Here is a 13,985-nt window from a genome sequence, read left to right as displayed (position 1 = left end):
TCGTGGTGCGCGTCGTTCGTGGCGCGTCGGCGGCGGCGAATCCGCACCCGGCGCACCGCGCTTTCATTGTCGTCGCAAATTTGTCGGTGTGCGGTGGCAGCATGGGGGCATGTGCGGCAGATATGCGACCACCGCGAATCCGGCCCGGCTGGCGGCCGAACTCGACGCCGTCGACGAGACCGGTGATCCGCCCGAACTCGACCGCCCCAATTACAACGTGGCCCCCACCAACCAGGTGCTCACCGTGGTCGAGCGGCACGACCGCGACCATCCCGACGACGATCCGAAGCTCCGGATCCGGCGCATGCGCTGGGGCCTGATCCCGGTCTGGACCAAGGCCTCCGAGCCCGGCGTCCCGGCCAAGGGAAAACCGCTGTTCAACGCCCGCGCCGACCGCGCGGAGACGGCCCCGTCGTTCCGCGACGCGGTGAAGCGGCGCCGCTGCCTGGTGCCGATGGACGGCTGGTACGAGTGGCTGGTCGAGGATGCCCCGGCCGCCAAGGGCAAGGCCGTCAAGCAGCCTTATTTCATGTCCTATGCGGACGGCTCGCGCCTGTACATGGCCGGTCTGTGGTCGACCTGGCGCGACCGCACCCAGGAGATGGATCCGATTCTGTCCTGCACGATCCTGACCACCGATTCGGTCGGCGACCTGACCAAGATCCACGACCGGATGCCGCTGGTGCTGCCGCGCGAGCATTGGGACGCGTGGCTGGATCCCGATCACCCCGCACCGCACGAGCTGCTGGAAAACCCCGGGCCGGAACGAGTTTCGGAGATCCTTGCCCGTCCGGTGTCGTCGCTGGTGAACAGCGTCCGCAACAACGGCCCCGAGCTCCTGTCGGCCGCCCCGGGCGCCCCCGCGTCGGGAGCGGATACGCCGCAGGCCGGGCAGACCACCCTGATCTGAACCCGGCCCGCACTCATACGTCGGTCCCGCGTGCTTGCCCTACGAAGGGCACTTGATCTCGGGCGTGGCGATGTTGAGGCCGCACTTGATGATGTGTTCCCCGAGGTCGAGGATCTTGCCGGTGGTGCTGCCGCCCAGCTTCTCCGCCTTCTCCGGGACCTTCTCCGCCCGCTTCTCCGGCTCCGACTTCTGCTGCGTGCCCGGGCTACCGCCGCCGAGCGGATAGTCCCCGGTCCCCGGCGCCGCGCCCGCTGACGCGCCGGATCCCGCTGCGAGGATCGCGCCGCCTAATAGGGCAACGACCATGGTGCGCACATGCTGTCGGTGGGACATTCGCATCACATCCTCACGGTCGAACGAATCTGGCCTGATCAAGTAAGGCACAGGTACGGGTGTGATTGGTGTGATTCATGTGATTACACCTGTGAGCGCGGCGTGTCCGCGAGCGTGAGCAACCCCGGGCGGGCGGTGTCGTAGTCGTCGACGAACCGGCGCAGCAGCGTGGCGAGCTGTTCGCGGTCGGCATGGTCCCAGTCCGCGACGATGTGCTCGAGGACCTCGATACGGCGCCGCCGCAGCTGCTCGGCCAGGTCCCGTCCGGCATCGGTGACCATCAGAACGCTGGCCCGGCCGTCGTCGGGGTCGGCGCGGCGCTCCAGCAGCCCGCGCTTGACCAGGCTCGCGACCTGGCGGCTGATGGTGGAGGCATCGGAGTACATGGCCTCGGCCAGCGTGCCGGACCGCATCGGCCCGTCCTCCAGCAATCGGAAGATGATGCCGTAGGCGGAGATCTCGATCTCGCCCTTGGAGGCGGCCGCGATCTGGGCGTTGGTGCGTTCGCGGATGCGCCCCAGCCGAATCAGCTGCCGGCCGATCACGTCGATCACCTCGTCACTGTCCACGCGACGGTCACCTCCCTCGAGTCATTAAATGTCTAGCAGTGACAGGCGCCGCCGGAGCGAAGCGGAGGCCGACAACACAGCTCAGGCGGTCACCGGGGCGGTCACCGCGGAGGTGAGCCGGATCAGGTCCGCTGGCGCCAGCTCGATCTCCAATCCACGCTTGCCCGCGCTGCACAGCAGCCGGTCCCACCGCAGCGCGGAGTCGTCCAGCACGGTCGGCAGTGCCCGCTTCTGGCCGAGCGGTGAGATGCCGCCCAGAACGTAGCCGGTGGTGCGCTCGGCCTTTGCCCGGTCGGCCATCGCCGCCTTGGGAGCCCCGAGCGCCGCGGCGGCTGCCTTCAGCGACAGCGTGTTCGGCACCGGCAGCACCGCGACCGCGAGCCCACCGCTCGACAACTCGATGACCAGTGTCTTGAAGATCTGCTCGGCCACCACGCCGAGCTCGTCGGCCAGCGCGGCGACCGCCTCGGTGCCAAAGGAATCGCTGCGGGGATCGTGCGGATAGGAGTGCACCCGGTGCGCCACCTTCGCCTGGGTCAGCGCGCGGATAGCCGGAGTCGAACCACCTGCCATGCCGGTCAACCCTAGCTTCGCGCCCTCACCGCATTCCCGGCACGCTCTCTAGGGCTTCGCGCCCCCATTGCATTCCCGGCACGCTCTCTAGGGCTTCGCGGCCCCATCGCATTCCCGGCACGCTTTTCGCCGGGATCCTCAGCACATCGCGCGGACATCAGGCACTTGGTGGTGGGAACACAGTGGGCCCGTGCCATGTTGCACGCGGTACGCCGAATGTCCGCCAGGCGCCCGGATCAGGCGAAACAAGTCCAGTGAACTCGAAGGAGATGCCGGTGACCGTGTTGGTCGAAGAACGCCCGGTACCCGCCGGGTGGTCACCGTCTTTCGTGCCGAACGACGTCGTGACCCCCGACACCGGATTCTCGGTGCCCACCCCGCTCGCGGTAGATTCAACAGCTACGGCGATCGAAGGGATGGGCGTGACGAGCGACGACAACGAGCGCGAGGACATCGGTACGCCCGATGACCTGGCGGTCGACGACGACGGACAACCCGGCGTGGCACGCAGCACCGCCAGCGATACGGAGCTGGCGCAGCGGTTCGAGCGCGACGCGCTTCCGCTGCTGGATCAGCTCTATGGCGCTGCGCTGCGCATGACCCGCAACCCGGCCGACGCCGAGGACCTGGTGCAGGAGACCTTCGCGAAGGCGTACCAGGGCTTCCGGTCGTTCCGCGAGGGCACCAACCTGCGGGCCTGGCTGTACCGGATCCTCACCAACACCTACATCAACTCCTACCGCAAGAAGCAGCGCCAGCCCGCGCAGTACCCGACCGACGAGATCACCGACTGGCAGCTGGCCGCCACGGCCGAGCACACGTCGACGGGTCTGCGGTCGGCGGAGATGGAGGCGCTCGAGGCGCTCCCCGACGATGACATCAAGGCGGCTCTGCAGTCGCTTCCGGAGGAATTCCGGATGGCGGTGTACTACGCCGACGTGGAGGGCTTCCCCTACAAGGAGATTGCCGACATCATGGGGACCCCGATCGGTACGGTGATGTCCCGGTTGCATCGCGGTCGCAAGCAGCTCAAGGGCCTGCTGGCCGATGTGGCACACGAGCGTGGATTCGACCGGAATCGAACGGGCAGTGCGGGGCGTCAGGAGGTTACGCAGTGAGTGGGGACGATATGGAGCTGGACTGCTCGGCGGTTCTCACCGACGTCTGGCTCATGCTCGACGGTGAGTGCGACGACGCCACCCGGGCGCGGTTGCAGCACCACATGGACCACTGCTCGCCGTGCATCGAGGCCTACGGCCTGGAGGAGAAGCTGAAGCGCCTGCTCAGCACCAAGTGCGGCGGCGATCGCGCCCCGGATTCGCTGCGCGAGCGGCTGACCCTGGAGATCCGCCGGTCGGTCACGATCACCGAGACGCGGATCGAAACCGGAGAGGCCTGAGGAATACGCGGAGCGGCACGTCATCTTCGAGATGACGTGCCGCTCAGTGCTTTTCGGCGCTACCGTGCCGGGCCGTGACGGCTCAGCTGTTCGGCCGCTTGCCGTGGTTGGCCGCGCTCTTGCGACGGCTGCGCTTCTTGCGTCCCCGCTTACCCATGGGTATCTCCTTCCTGATCGGGCGTCATTGTTTCACGTGTGGTTGGCTGTAGTTCCAGCGGATGCAGGGCGTGTGCAGTGCCGACCGATCGAGAGGGTGTCATGGCTGAGGAAGTGCTCGCCGAGATGGTGTCGACCGTCTACGAGATCGTCGCGACAGAGGGCGCGGCCATCCAGGAGGGCGACACCCTCGTGATGCTGGAGTCGATGAAGATGGAGATTCCGGTGGTCGCCGAGTCCGACGGCACGGTCACCTCGATCAACGTCTCGGCCGGACAGGTCCTGCAGAAGGGCGACCTGATCGCCGTAATCTCCTGACGCTGCGGGCTGCCCGCGCACCCACGCCGACGGGTGAGGGAGAATCACGTCGGTGAGGAGCGTGTTACATGTCGACATTGAGTGATCTGCTGGCCGAGCACACCGACCTACCGGGTGCGGCCGTAGATCATCTGCAGCGGGTGGTGGGGGACTGGCAGCTTCTGTCGGACCTGTCGTTCGCGGATCTGCAGCTGTGGGTTGGGGCCGGTCCGGTCTCGGAGGGCGCCGACGTGGTCTGCGTTTCGCAGGCCCGACCCACCACCGCCGCCACGGTGCATCCGGAGGATCTGGTCGGCACGCTCGCCACCAAGGAGGATCATCCGCAGGTCTTCGAGGCGCTGCTGGCCGGTGAGATCGTGCGGGTGGATTCCGACGGGGAATCGGCCGGGGTCTACCATCCCACCCCGGTCCACGCCATCCGGGAGGCCATTCCGGTCCGGGTGGGCAGCGATGTGATCGCGGTGCTCGGCCGCGACACCGACGTGCAGCGGTCGAAGATCCGTGGCAGCCTCGAGCATTCCTACATGGCCTGCGCCGACGACCTGTGCCAGATGATCGCCGACGGGACCTTCCCGACGCTGGAGGACCGCACCGGCTCGCATTCCAGCCCGCGCGCCGGGGACGGTTTCATTCGCATCGACACCGAGGGGACCGTCGTCTACGCCAGCCCGAACGCGTTGTCGGCCTATCACCGGATGGGGCTGCAGAGCGAACTGGCGGGGCAGGACCTGGCGCAGACCACGCGCTCGCTGATCACCGACCCGTTCGACGCCCAGGAGGTCGTCAACGATATCCAGGCCGCGCTGGCCGGCAAGTCGGGTCGCCGCATGGAGGTGGAGGCGCGGGGCGCCACCGTGCTGCTGCGCACCCTGGTGCTGCGCCCGCACGGTGAGCTGGCCGGTGCCGCGGTGCTGGTGCGCGACGTCACCGAGGTCAAGCGCCGCGACCGCGCGCTGCTGTCCAAGGACGCGACCATCCGCGAGATCCACCACCGGGTGAAGAACAACCTGCAGACGGTGGCGGCGCTGCTGCGGCTGCAGGCCCGCCGCACCGAGGCCGAGGAGGCGCGGCTGGCGCTGACCGAATCGGTGCGCCGGGTCACCTCCATCGCCTCGGTGCACGAGATGCTGTCGATGTCGGTGGACGAGGAGGTCGATCTCGACGAGGTCGTGGACCGGCTGCTGCCGATCATGGCCGATGTCGCGACCGTGCACACCGCGCGGATCAAGGTGCGCCGCGCCGGGTCGCTGGGGGTGTTCTCCGCCGAGCGCGCGACCCCGCTGGTGATGGTGCTGACCGAACTGGTGCAGAACGCCATCGAGCACGCCTTCGACGCGGGCGAGAACGGCACGGTCACCATCCGGTCCGAGCGTTCGGCGCGCTGGCTGGACGTGATCATCAGCGACGACGGCCGCGGACTGCCGGACGGGTTCAGCCTGGAAGGTTCGGACCGGCTGGGCCTGCAGATCGTGCGCACGCTGGTGACCGCCGAGCTGGGCGGGTCGATCGGCCTGCACCCGGGTGCGGATATCGGCACCGACGCGGTGCTGCGAGTTCCCTTGGGCCGCAGGTCTTCTCGCTAGCCCCGGCAAAAGCGCGCCGGGGATGGGGAGTGAGCACGCCGGGGTGGACAAGAAACAATGAAGCCCGGCACCTCGGAGGTGCCGGGCTGAAAAATGCGTTACGGGCCGGGCTGTGCGGGTATCGCGTTGGCCGTAACGCGCAGCGACGTCAGACGACGCTGCGGGTGCGGGTGCGGGCGTTGCGACGCTTCAGCGCCCGACGCTCGTCTTCGCTCATACCGCCCCACACGCCGGCGTCCTGCCCGGACTTCAGGGCCCAGGAGAGGCATTCGGCGGTTACGGGGCAGCGGGCGCACACCAGCTTGGCATCAGCAATCTGCGCGAGTGCGGGACCGCTGTTACCGACCGGGAAGAACAGCTCGGGGTCCTCGTCGCGACAGATGGCAGTGTGGCGCCAGTCCATTCTCTCTGCTCCTTTGCTGGGCGCACCGGTGCGCCTCGGGTTTGTGGTCCGTTCACTTGTGCGACTCGAATGTTTCCGCACGGTTGCTTGTGAATGCTTTCACGAACACCGTAGATGTCAATAGCTTTGTGGTGCACCGTGGGGAAGCTCACGCTGTAAGACCCCTACATCGGGGGCCTGCCGAGTCCTTTGTACTCGCTCGAACCGGTTTTCGCAGCACAACTGCGATGTTTCTCTAGTTGTGTCGGCCCGATTCGGGTCGTGGAGCGATCACCTCGAGCACCTCCGGGATCGAGGTGAAATCCACCACTTCCCGGCGGCCGATGAAGTCGCCATCGATTTGCAGGCCGATCGGCTCGGTGGCCTCGATGCGTACCGACGGCACATCGTCGGCGCGAAACAAATTGCGCGACTTGGGGTTTCCATCGGTGGCCAGTAGTTGCCGAGCGACCCACAGTGTGGGCAGTACCCGCATGGTCTGCATGGCAAACACCCCGAGACCGGTTTCGAAACTCGTCTCGGGATTGGTGACCACCGGCGTGGCGTCGAGGTAAGTCCAGGGGCTGGCATTGGTCACGAATGCGTAATGCACTCCGGTGACCGGATCGTGTCCGGGAATGCGCACGGTGACCGACGGCTCCCGGCGTTTGGCTCGAAAGAACTGGCGGACCGTGGTGCGCAGATAACGGGCCGGTGTCGCGGCGTGTCCGTTGGCGCGGCTGTGATCGATGGCCTCGCACACGTCCGCGTCCAGGCCGACGCCGGCGGAGAAGGTGAACCAGCGGTCGTCGGCGATGGCCAGGCCGATGCGCCGGTCCTTCTCCACCGACAGCAGATCGATGAGCTGGTTGGTGGCGGCGACCGGGTCCGGTTTGATGCCGAGCGACCGCGCGAACACATTGGCGGAGCCACCGGGAATCACGCCCAGCCGGGGGATCCACGCCTGCCCGTCGGCGACCTGCGGCAGCGGCAGGAAGCCGTTGATGGTCTCGTTGACGGTGCCGTCCCCGCCGTGCACCACGATCAGATCCATCTCGTTGGTGGCCGCCCACTGCGCGAGTTCGGCCGCGTGACCGCGGTGCTGGGTGTGCGCGACGATCAGCTGGGTCCGGCTCTCCAGCGCGTGGGCGAGCAGATCGCGGGTGGCCGGTGTCGTCGAGGTGGCATTCGGATTCACGATCAGCAGCGTCCGCACGTAAGCAGCCTACTGAGACACCGCCGTCGACACCGCGACGGGGACAAGAGAATCGACGGTTCTAGGCTGGCGGGGTGGCGAAGCGGAACGCGGACGACGGCGCGGCGGGCGAAGGTACGGCACCGGAGCGGGTGCCGTCGACGGTGCGGGCGGCCGGCGCGCTGGCGGCGCTCGAGGGCGGCATCGGCGTGATCGTGGCGATCGTGCTGGTGGTGCGCGGGCTGACCGGCGCCGATCAGAGCCTGACCAGTGCCTACGGCACCGCGGCCTGGTTCGTGATCCTGGGCGGGGCGGTGCTGGCGGCGGGTATCGGGCTGCTGCGGGGGCGGCGCTGGGGGCGCGCCATCGTGGTGATCGCGCAGATCCTGCTGCTGCCGGTGTCGTGGTACATGATCGGCGGCCAGCCGCAGTTCGGCATCCCGCTGGGTCTGGTCGCGCTCGTCACGCTGGGATTGTTGTTCTCCCCGCCGTCGACGCGCTGGGCCGCCGAGGTCTACGACACCGGCGAGTAGCACCGCCGTTCCGGGCCCCGAACGCCCCACAGAGCGACTATTGGTCAATCGTCCATGTTCGGGGTGGGTGTCAGCCGCTAGGGCGGTGAGATGGCCGGGTCACCCCGTGAAGTAGCTCGGGTCGGGTCGGCAGGTGACGTCGGCGGTCGGCAGGGTGCCGTCCCGGAAGTACGTGTTGACGATGTCGCTCACGCAGGGGCTCAGGCCGACGCGGAAGGCGCCGTGGATGCGGGTGCCGTCCAGGGTGACCAGGCGCGAGGCCGACAGCTTCCGGTGCAGCGCGACGCCGCTCCGGTAGGCGGTGCGAGGGTCGCCGGTCGCCTGCAGGATCAGCGCCGGTGTGGAGTTGGCGATCTCCGTGGCGGGCTCGACCGGTTCCGGCCAGTACGCGCAGGCGGTGATGTTGTTGGCGAACGCGCCGAACACCGGCTGGGCCGGCCGCGCGGCCTCGATATTGCGGTGGTACCACGACGGATCACGGGGTGCGGGCTTGTCGCCGCACATGACCGCGGCCAGGCCCGAGGGCTCCGTCGGGTTGGCGCCGCTGATCTTCTGCTTCAGCCGCTCCAGGTCGAAGGGCAGGCCGGTTACGGCGTCGGACACGATCCGCACGACCTCGGCGAGGTCGGCGTTGAATCGCGGATTCAGGAGCAGTGCGAACAGCATCATCGGCACCGTGTGCTCATCGATGAGGAAGAGGTCACGGGCGACGGGACGGCTCGCGGCCCCGCGGATCACGTCCTCGACGAAGGCCCGGACCTGCGGGGCATCGGCGCCGAAGTGGTATTCGCCGTCGCGTGTGGCCGCCCAGGCCGCCCAGTCGTCGAGAGCGGCCTCGTTGGCGGGACCCATGTCCTGGTACATGCCGAGCCAGTAGCGATCCGAGTCGACGGCACTGTCCAGCACCATCCGGTCGCTGCGCCGCGGGAACATCTGGATGTACACCGAGGCCAGGTAGGCGCCGTAGGAGCCGCCGAAGTAGTTCAGCTCGCGCGCACCGAGCGCGCCCCGGATGACATCCATGTCCCGGGCGGTGTTGCGGGTGTTGATATTGCGAGCCTTCTCGGGATCCGGCGCCAGGCACGAGGCGGCGAACGCGGCCGCCAGGGTGGTGTCGCGCGCCAGGCCGAAGGCGTCGAATCCGGCGGAGAACAACATGGTCGGCAGCGGCAGGGCGCAATTCACCCGGTCCGACCGGCCGACGCCGCGCGGGTCCATGCCGATCAGGTCGTATCCGGCGCGCACCTCGGGCGTGAGCCGGTCCCGGACGGTGGTGATCATCCGCAGCCCCGGACCGCCGGGACCGCCGGGATTGGTCAGCATGATCCGGTGCGGGCCGTCGGGCTCCGTGGCCCGGATCCGCGAGATCGCGACGGTCAGGGTTCGCGCGTCCGGACGCCGGTAGTCGAGCGGTACGACGATGCCCGCGCATTCGGCCCCCGCTTCGTCGAGAACCGTGTCGTTGCAGGGCTTCCAGTCCACACGCTGGGTGTAGAAGCGCTCCGAACCGGCGGGGGCGTCGGCACCCGGTTCCGCGGCCGCCGGTACCGCTTGCATCGCGGTCGCGAGCACGAATCCCAGTACGAGCCAACGAATCCACCGTGTCCGCATCTGATCTCCCTGCGCGCCCCTCGTTGCGTACTTCGGACCCCGACCCTATCGCCGATCCTGTCGAATTCGTTTCAGCGAAATCGAGCGCCGCGCAACAATGTTCGGCCCCGGCTTGCTCAGTCTCCGCCGAGTTCGGTCAGGGCGTCGCCGTCGAGGCGGTAGCCGGTCCATTCGGTCTGGGGTTCGGCGCCGATCGACTTGTAGAAGTCGATCGAGGGGGTGTTCCAGTTCAGGACGGCCCAGTCGACGCGCTGGTAGCCACGGGTGACGGCCTCGCGGGCGAGTTCGGTGAGCAGGGCCTTGCCCAGGCCGAGGCCGCGCGCCTCCGGCTTGACGAACAGGTCCTCCAGGTAGATGCCGTGGGTGCCGGTCCAGGTCGAGTAGTTCAGGAACCAGATCGCGCAGCCCAGCACCGCGCCGCTCGAATCGTCCTGTGCCACATGGGCGAACAGCGCCGGGTCCGGCCCGAACAGTGCGGCGTGCAGCTGCTCGGCGGTGAGGTGGCACTGGTCTCGGGACTTCTCGTATTCGGCGAGGTCGTAGACGAGCTCGACGAGGGCGGGTATGTCGCGAGGTTCGGCGCGGCGGATCATCGGGCACCTCCGTCGAGAGTGGGAACCAGGTTGTGCGACAGCACGGTGCGGGCCTGGTGATCGTGGCCCAGCAGGGTGACCCCGCCGGTGGACATGAAGAAGCGTCGTCCCTCGCGGACGCCGAATTCGACCCAGCGGGCGATCAGCGCGCGCGAGAAGTGCCCGTGCCCGACCAGCACCACGTCGCGGCTGCGCAGCGCCGGTTCGACCGTGGCCAACACCCGGTCGGCGCGGGACTGCACCTGGTCCAGGGATTCGCCGCCGGGGACGTCACCGGTGAAGATGGTCCAGCCCGGCGCGGTCTGCTGGATCTCGGGCGTGGTGATGCCCTCATAGTCCCCGTAGTCCCATTCGACCAGGTCGTCGTCGACCGCCGCGCCGATCAGCCCGGCCAGTTCCGCCGTGCGCACGGCGCGCTGCTTGGGACTGGTCAGAACCAGTGGATCCCGCAGCTTCAACTCGCCCAGCAGACGGCCTGCCGCGCGCGCCTGCTCCTCGCCGAGCGGGGTGAGGGGCACATCGGTCCGCCCGGTGTGCTTGCGCGCCTTCGACCACTCCGTTTCGCCGTGCCGCAGCAGCACCAGCCGAGAATCTGTGTCGCCCATGCAGTCGATCATGCCCGACCAGGCGCCCGTGCCGACCGGGAGTCGTCCGGCGTGCCCGCAGTCGACCTACGGCCGGTCCAGTACCGCTCGCAGGAAGTCCTGGGTGCGCTGGTGCTGCGGGGCGGTGAAGATCCGCTCCGGATCGCCCTGTTCGATGACGCGGCCGCTGTCGAACATCATCACCCGGTCGGAGACGTCGCGGGCGAACTGCATCTCGTGGGTGACGCACAGAAAGGTGATGTCGGTGGTGGCCGCGATGTCCTTGAGCAGGTGCAGCATGCCGCTGACCAGCTCCGGGTCCAGTGCGGAGGTCACCTCGTCCAGCAGGAGCACCGACGGGTCCATCGCCAGCGCCCGGGCGATCGCCACCCGCTGCTGCTGGCCGCCGGACAGCTGCGTGGGCCGGGCCTTCAGCTTGTCCGACAGGCCCACCAGCTCCAGCAGGTCGCGGGCGCGCGCCTCGGCCTCGGCCTTCGGCTTGCCGAGGCTGCGCACCGGGCCCTCCGTGACGTTGCGCAGCACGTTCATGTTCGGGAACAGGTTGAACTGCTGGAACACCATCCCGATGCGGCGGCGCACCCGGCGCAGGTGCGCCTCGTCGGCCGGTACCAGGCGCTCGCCCTTGCGCATGTGGGTCAGATAATCTCCGGCCACCTCGATGGTGCCGGAGGTGACCCGCTCGATGGTCATCAGCAGCCGCAGAATCGTCGTCTTGCCGGATCCGGAGGGGCCGATCAGCGTGACGAATTCGCCTGGGGCGACCGCGAAGTCGAGATTGTCGAGCACGGTGTTCGAGCCGTACCGCTTCACCACCTCCGTGAAGCGGATGATCGGGGTGGCCGTGTCGCCGTTGGCCGGCTCGACGGCCGGGCTTTCAGACAGTTCCGACACGATGTTCCAACTTTCGTACCAGTAGTGAGCAGGGATAGCTCAGGGCGAAGAAGGTGAGGCCGACGGCCAGCCAGGCCTCCGGTCCGGCGCCGCCGGTATCTGCCGCGTACTCGGTCTTGACCTGGTAGACCATGTCGAGCACGACGATCGCCGACAGCAGCGGCACCTCCTTGAACATCGCGATGGTGTAGTTGCCCAGCGCCGGCAGTACGCGCGGAACCGCCTGCGGCAGAATCACATCCGTCCAGGTTCGGCCGCGGGGCAGGCTCAGCGCCCGCGCGGCCTCCCACTGGGCCGCGGGTACCGCATCGATGCCCGCCCGGTACACCTCGGCGGTGTAGCACGCGTAATGCACGCCGAGCGCGGTGACGCCCACGATCAACCGCTGGGTGTCGGTATCCAGTCCGCCCAGCAGGTCGGGGCGAACCACCCAGTACAGCACGAAGATCTGCACCAGCAGCGGGGTGCTGCGCACGAATTCGATGAAGGCCCAGAGTATTTGGTCGAGCACCGGAATGCGCATCCGGCGGATCACGGCAAACAGCAGCCCCAGCACGTAGGCGACCAGCGAGCCGAGCAGCGTGAACTCGATCGTGACCAGCAGGCCGTCCCAGATATAGGGGAAGGCGTCGAAGAACCTGTCCCAGCTCCACTTCTGCATCAGGCACCCACCGTCATCGACAATCGGCTGCGACGCTGCCGAGGCGCGCGGCCCACCCGCCGCGCGGCCAGCCGTTCGAGCGCCCGCATGACGATCGTGATGAGGACCGCGAGCACCAGATAGATCACCAGTTCCATGGCGTAGATCAGCCCCAGCTCACGCGCGAAGGCCGGGACGGCCCGCAATTCGTCGGCCTTCTTGAAGATCTCCGGCACCGCGATGAAGCTCAGGATCGCGGTGGCCTTCATCAGCTGGATGAACAGGTTGTTGAACGACGGCAGCATCTCGACCGTCGCCTGCGGCAGTATCACTCGCCATAGCCGTTGCGGTGCCGAGAGATTCAGCGCGATCGCACCCTCGACCTGAGCCTGTGGAACGGAATTTATTGCGCCACGGACGATTTCGGCACCATACGCGCCATGGTTGAGGCCGAGCACGATGATGCCGATCACCAGCAGGCTCTGGGCGGTCGCGCCCAGCCGGATGCCCAGAAAGATCGGCACGGCCACCGCGAAGAAGAACAACTGGACCACTTCGGAACTGCCGCGGAAACTCTCCACGTACACCCGGGCCACCGCGCGCGCCGTCCGCCACCGCGACAGCATCGCGACACCGGCGGCGAACGACAGCACGACGGTCAGCGCGATGCCGCCGACCGTCGCCCAGATCGTGAACGGCAGTCCCGCCGCTATCCGTTCCAGATAGGTGTCGAAATTCTCGGACACTGGCTCAGGGCTGGCAATACTGCGCGGTGGTCATCGTCGGCAGCGGCTCGTTCGCCTTGGTCAGCCCGTACTTCTCGACGATCCGCAGCCATTCCCCGCTCTCGTGCAGCTTGCGCAGTTCGCGGTTGAAGTCGTCGCGGAACTGGGTGTCGCCCTTGCGGAAGTTGAAGGTGCCCACCTCGGGCTTGTCGGAGGCCTGGATCGTCGGCGTCACCTCGAGCTCGGCGTCCGGATTGTTCTTCAGCAGCCACTTGGCGGTCACATCCAGCAGCGCCGCGCCGTAGACGTCGCCGTTGCGCACCGCGCGCAGGATGTCGTCCTGCTTGGCCATCGGCTCGATCTGATTGCCCGGGACGCCCGCCTGCTCGGCGAAGCCGTTCTCGACCGCACCGCCGAGGGTCGCGATCTTCACTCCGGAGCCGGGGATGTCGGTGAACTTCTCGATGTGCTTCGGGTTGCCCTTGGGCACCATGAACGACGAGCCCACCTGGAAATCGGGATCGGCGAAATCGGAATTCTCGCAGCGCTTGGGTTTGATGGACATACCCGCGGCGACGAACGCGTAGTGGTTGGCCCGCACACCGTCGATGAGACCGTCGAAATCGGTGACCACGCCCTCGATTTCATCGATCCCGAGGTTCTTCAGCACCGCCCGCGCCACATCGGGGGCGTACCCGGTCAGCTGGCCGTCCTTGTCCAGATACGACCACGGGGCCTCGTTCGCGAAACCGGCCTTGATCTTTCCGGAGGTCTTGGCCTCCTCGTAGGTCACCGCGGCCGATCCGCCCCCGCCGGTGCCGCAGCCGCTCACCGCCACCGTGGCGGTGGCGAGCGTGGCAGTGGTGGCGAGCGCGAGGGCGGCGACGCGCCACCGGCGGCCGCGCGCGCCCGTTGTCCTGGTCTTCCTCATCACGAACTCCTTCTTCAGTTGTCCGTGCCGGCCCTACC

The 13,985-nt window shown here is 67.9% G+C and carries 19 protein-coding genes; 6 read left to right on the top strand and 13 right to left on the bottom strand.

From position 1 onward, the window contains the following. Positions 1 to 109: 109 nt before the first annotated feature. The gene (locus NM1_RS01200) at positions 110 to 910 is read left to right on the top strand and encodes an SOS response-associated peptidase (protein WP_068012766.1); all 801 of its coding nucleotides are present in this window, start codon (positions 110 to 112) and stop codon (positions 908 to 910) included. 39 nt (positions 911 to 949) lie between these two features. Here the strand turns inward: NM1_RS01200 and NM1_RS01195 are convergent, their stop codons facing one another. From NM1_RS01195 to ybaK, 3 genes are all read right to left on the bottom strand, one after another. After that, on the bottom strand, positions 950 to 1,243 hold the full coding sequence (locus NM1_RS01195) for a hypothetical protein (protein WP_068012764.1): 294 nt from the start codon (positions 1,241 to 1,243) through the stop codon (positions 950 to 952). 83 nt (positions 1,244 to 1,326) lie between these two features. Next, a complete protein-coding gene (locus NM1_RS01190) occupies positions 1,327 to 1,812 on the bottom strand; it encodes a MarR family winged helix-turn-helix transcriptional regulator (protein ID WP_068012761.1) in 486 nt (161 codons plus the stop codon). A gap of 81 nt (positions 1,813 to 1,893) precedes the next feature. Next, positions 1,894 to 2,385 (bottom strand): Cys-tRNA(Pro) deacylase, encoded by a 492-nt coding sequence (gene ybaK / locus NM1_RS01185; RefSeq protein ID WP_068012759.1) that lies wholly within the window; start codon positions 2,383 to 2,385, stop codon positions 1,894 to 1,896. Between the two features lie 416 nt (positions 2,386 to 2,801). Between ybaK and NM1_RS01180 the strand changes: the two genes are divergently transcribed. Together NM1_RS01180 and rsrA are read left to right on the top strand one after the other, a co-directional pair. Then, positions 2,802 to 3,503: a sigma-70 family RNA polymerase sigma factor gene (locus NM1_RS01180; protein WP_068012853.1), complete on the top strand. Its 702-nt coding sequence runs from the start codon at positions 2,802 to 2,804 to the stop codon at positions 3,501 to 3,503. Between the two features lie 11 nt (positions 3,504 to 3,514). After that, positions 3,515 to 3,784: a mycothiol system anti-sigma-R factor gene (gene rsrA, locus NM1_RS01175; RefSeq protein ID WP_068012854.1), complete on the top strand. Its 270-nt coding sequence runs from the start codon at positions 3,515 to 3,517 to the stop codon at positions 3,782 to 3,784. Between the two features lie 82 nt (positions 3,785 to 3,866). Here the strand turns inward: rsrA and NM1_RS44550 are convergent, their stop codons facing one another. Next, positions 3,867 to 3,941 carry a 50S ribosomal protein bL37 gene (locus tag NM1_RS44550; RefSeq protein ID WP_373282057.1) on the bottom strand — a complete coding sequence of 25 codons (75 nt, stop codon included), beginning with the start codon at positions 3,939 to 3,941 and terminating at the stop codon, positions 3,867 to 3,869. A 101-nt stretch (positions 3,942 to 4,042) separates the two neighbouring features. Between NM1_RS44550 and NM1_RS01170 the strand changes: the two genes are divergently transcribed. Together NM1_RS01170 and NM1_RS01165 are read left to right on the top strand one after the other, a co-directional pair. Then, positions 4,043 to 4,258, top strand: a complete 216-nt coding sequence (locus tag NM1_RS01170; protein ID WP_068012757.1) for a biotin/lipoyl-binding carrier protein — start codon at positions 4,043 to 4,045, stop codon at positions 4,256 to 4,258. Positions 4,259 to 4,326: 68 nt separating this feature from the next. Beyond that, positions 4,327 to 5,841, top strand: coding sequence for a sensor histidine kinase (locus tag NM1_RS01165; RefSeq protein WP_068012755.1), 1,515 nt, complete (start codon positions 4,327 to 4,329; stop codon positions 5,839 to 5,841). 148 nt (positions 5,842 to 5,989) lie between these two features. Here NM1_RS01165 and NM1_RS01160 read toward each other — a convergent pair whose 3' ends face one another. Beyond that, a complete protein-coding gene (locus NM1_RS01160; protein WP_040750157.1) occupies positions 5,990 to 6,244 on the bottom strand; it encodes a WhiB family transcriptional regulator in 255 nt (84 codons plus the stop codon). A 235-nt stretch (positions 6,245 to 6,479) separates the two neighbouring features. Then, positions 6,480 to 7,439 carry a diacylglycerol/lipid kinase family protein gene (locus NM1_RS01155; protein WP_068012753.1) on the bottom strand — a complete coding sequence of 320 codons (960 nt, stop codon included), beginning with the start codon at positions 7,437 to 7,439 and terminating at the stop codon, positions 6,480 to 6,482. A gap of 74 nt (positions 7,440 to 7,513) precedes the next feature. On the opposite strand from NM1_RS01155, the gene NM1_RS01150 reads away from it, so the two are divergent. Continuing rightward, positions 7,514 to 7,951, top strand: a complete 438-nt coding sequence (locus tag NM1_RS01150; protein WP_246010947.1) for a hypothetical protein — start codon at positions 7,514 to 7,516, stop codon at positions 7,949 to 7,951. Between the two features lie 99 nt (positions 7,952 to 8,050). On the opposite strand, the gene NM1_RS01145 is transcribed toward NM1_RS01150, so the two are convergent. From NM1_RS01145 to ehuB, 7 genes are all read right to left on the bottom strand, one after another. Then, positions 8,051 to 9,562, bottom strand: a complete 1,512-nt coding sequence (locus NM1_RS01145; protein ID WP_068012751.1) for an alpha/beta hydrolase — start codon at positions 9,560 to 9,562, stop codon at positions 8,051 to 8,053. 116 nt (positions 9,563 to 9,678) lie between these two features. Next, on the bottom strand, positions 9,679 to 10,155 hold the full coding sequence (locus NM1_RS01140) for a GNAT family N-acetyltransferase (RefSeq protein WP_068012749.1): 477 nt from the start codon (positions 10,153 to 10,155) through the stop codon (positions 9,679 to 9,681). Beyond that, positions 10,152 to 10,760: an acid phosphatase gene (locus NM1_RS01135; RefSeq protein WP_068012850.1), complete on the bottom strand. Its 609-nt coding sequence runs from the start codon at positions 10,758 to 10,760 to the stop codon at positions 10,152 to 10,154. The genes NM1_RS01140 and NM1_RS01135 overlap by 4 nt, the downstream gene beginning before the upstream one ends. A 66-nt stretch (positions 10,761 to 10,826) precedes the next feature. Then, complete coding sequence (gene ehuA / locus NM1_RS01130) at positions 10,827 to 11,591, bottom strand: ectoine/hydroxyectoine ABC transporter ATP-binding protein EhuA (protein WP_068012849.1); 765 nt, start codon at positions 11,589 to 11,591, stop codon at positions 10,827 to 10,829. A gap of 43 nt (positions 11,592 to 11,634) precedes the next feature. Continuing rightward, positions 11,635 to 12,312 carry an ectoine/hydroxyectoine ABC transporter permease subunit EhuD gene (gene ehuD / locus NM1_RS01125; protein WP_068012747.1) on the bottom strand — a complete coding sequence of 226 codons (678 nt, stop codon included), beginning with the start codon at positions 12,310 to 12,312 and terminating at the stop codon, positions 11,635 to 11,637. After that, complete coding sequence (locus tag NM1_RS01120; protein WP_068012746.1) at positions 12,312 to 13,037, bottom strand: amino acid ABC transporter permease; 726 nt, start codon at positions 13,035 to 13,037, stop codon at positions 12,312 to 12,314. Before NM1_RS01120 ends, ehuD begins: the two co-directional genes overlap by 1 nt. A 4-nt stretch (positions 13,038 to 13,041) precedes the next feature. Continuing rightward, a complete protein-coding gene (ehuB, locus tag NM1_RS01115; protein ID WP_068012744.1) occupies positions 13,042 to 13,947 on the bottom strand; it encodes an ectoine/hydroxyectoine ABC transporter substrate-binding protein EhuB in 906 nt (301 codons plus the stop codon). Positions 13,948 to 13,985 lie beyond the last annotated feature (38 nt).

It is taken from the genome of Nocardia mexicana NBRC 108244, assembly GCF_001613165.1.
Taxonomy (GTDB): Bacteria; Actinomycetota; Actinomycetes; order Mycobacteriales; family Mycobacteriaceae; genus Nocardia; species Nocardia mexicana.
The sequence above is the reverse complement of the archived record's forward strand: the minus strand, read 5'-3'. Positions and strand labels throughout refer to the sequence as shown.

Bases quoted from the DNA above. Each gene is read 5' to 3' on its own strand.
- ybaK (WP_068012759.1), bottom strand. From the start codon at position 2,385: ATGGCAGGTGGTTCGACTCCGGCTATCCGCGCGCTGACCCAGGCGAAG.
- NM1_RS01160 (WP_040750157.1), bottom strand. From the start codon at position 6,244: ATGGACTGGCGCCACACTGCCATCTGTCGCGACGAGGACCCCGAGCTG.
- NM1_RS01140 (WP_068012749.1), bottom strand. From the start codon at position 10,155: ATGATCCGCCGCGCCGAACCTCGCGACATACCCGCCCTCGTCGAGCTC.
- ehuD (WP_068012747.1), bottom strand. From the start codon at position 12,312: ATGCAGAAGTGGAGCTGGGACAGGTTCTTCGACGCCTTCCCCTATATC.
- NM1_RS01195 (WP_068012764.1), bottom strand. From the start codon at position 1,243: ATGTCCCACCGACAGCATGTGCGCACCATGGTCGTTGCCCTATTAGGC.
- NM1_RS01145 (WP_068012751.1), bottom strand. From the start codon at position 9,562: ATGCGGACACGGTGGATTCGTTGGCTCGTACTGGGATTCGTGCTCGCG.
- NM1_RS01200 (WP_068012766.1), top strand. From the start codon at position 110: ATGTGCGGCAGATATGCGACCACCGCGAATCCGGCCCGGCTGGCGGCC.
- rsrA (WP_068012854.1), top strand. From the start codon at position 3,515: ATGGAGCTGGACTGCTCGGCGGTTCTCACCGACGTCTGGCTCATGCTC.
- NM1_RS01135 (WP_068012850.1), bottom strand. From the start codon at position 10,760: ATGGGCGACACAGATTCTCGGCTGGTGCTGCTGCGGCACGGCGAAACG.
- ehuB (WP_068012744.1), bottom strand. From the start codon at position 13,947: ATGAGGAAGACCAGGACAACGGGCGCGCGCGGCCGCCGGTGGCGCGTC.
- NM1_RS01180 (WP_068012853.1), top strand. From the start codon at position 2,802: ATGGGCGTGACGAGCGACGACAACGAGCGCGAGGACATCGGTACGCCC.
- NM1_RS01170 (WP_068012757.1), top strand. From the start codon at position 4,043: ATGGCTGAGGAAGTGCTCGCCGAGATGGTGTCGACCGTCTACGAGATC.
- NM1_RS01165 (WP_068012755.1), top strand. From the start codon at position 4,327: ATGTCGACATTGAGTGATCTGCTGGCCGAGCACACCGACCTACCGGGT.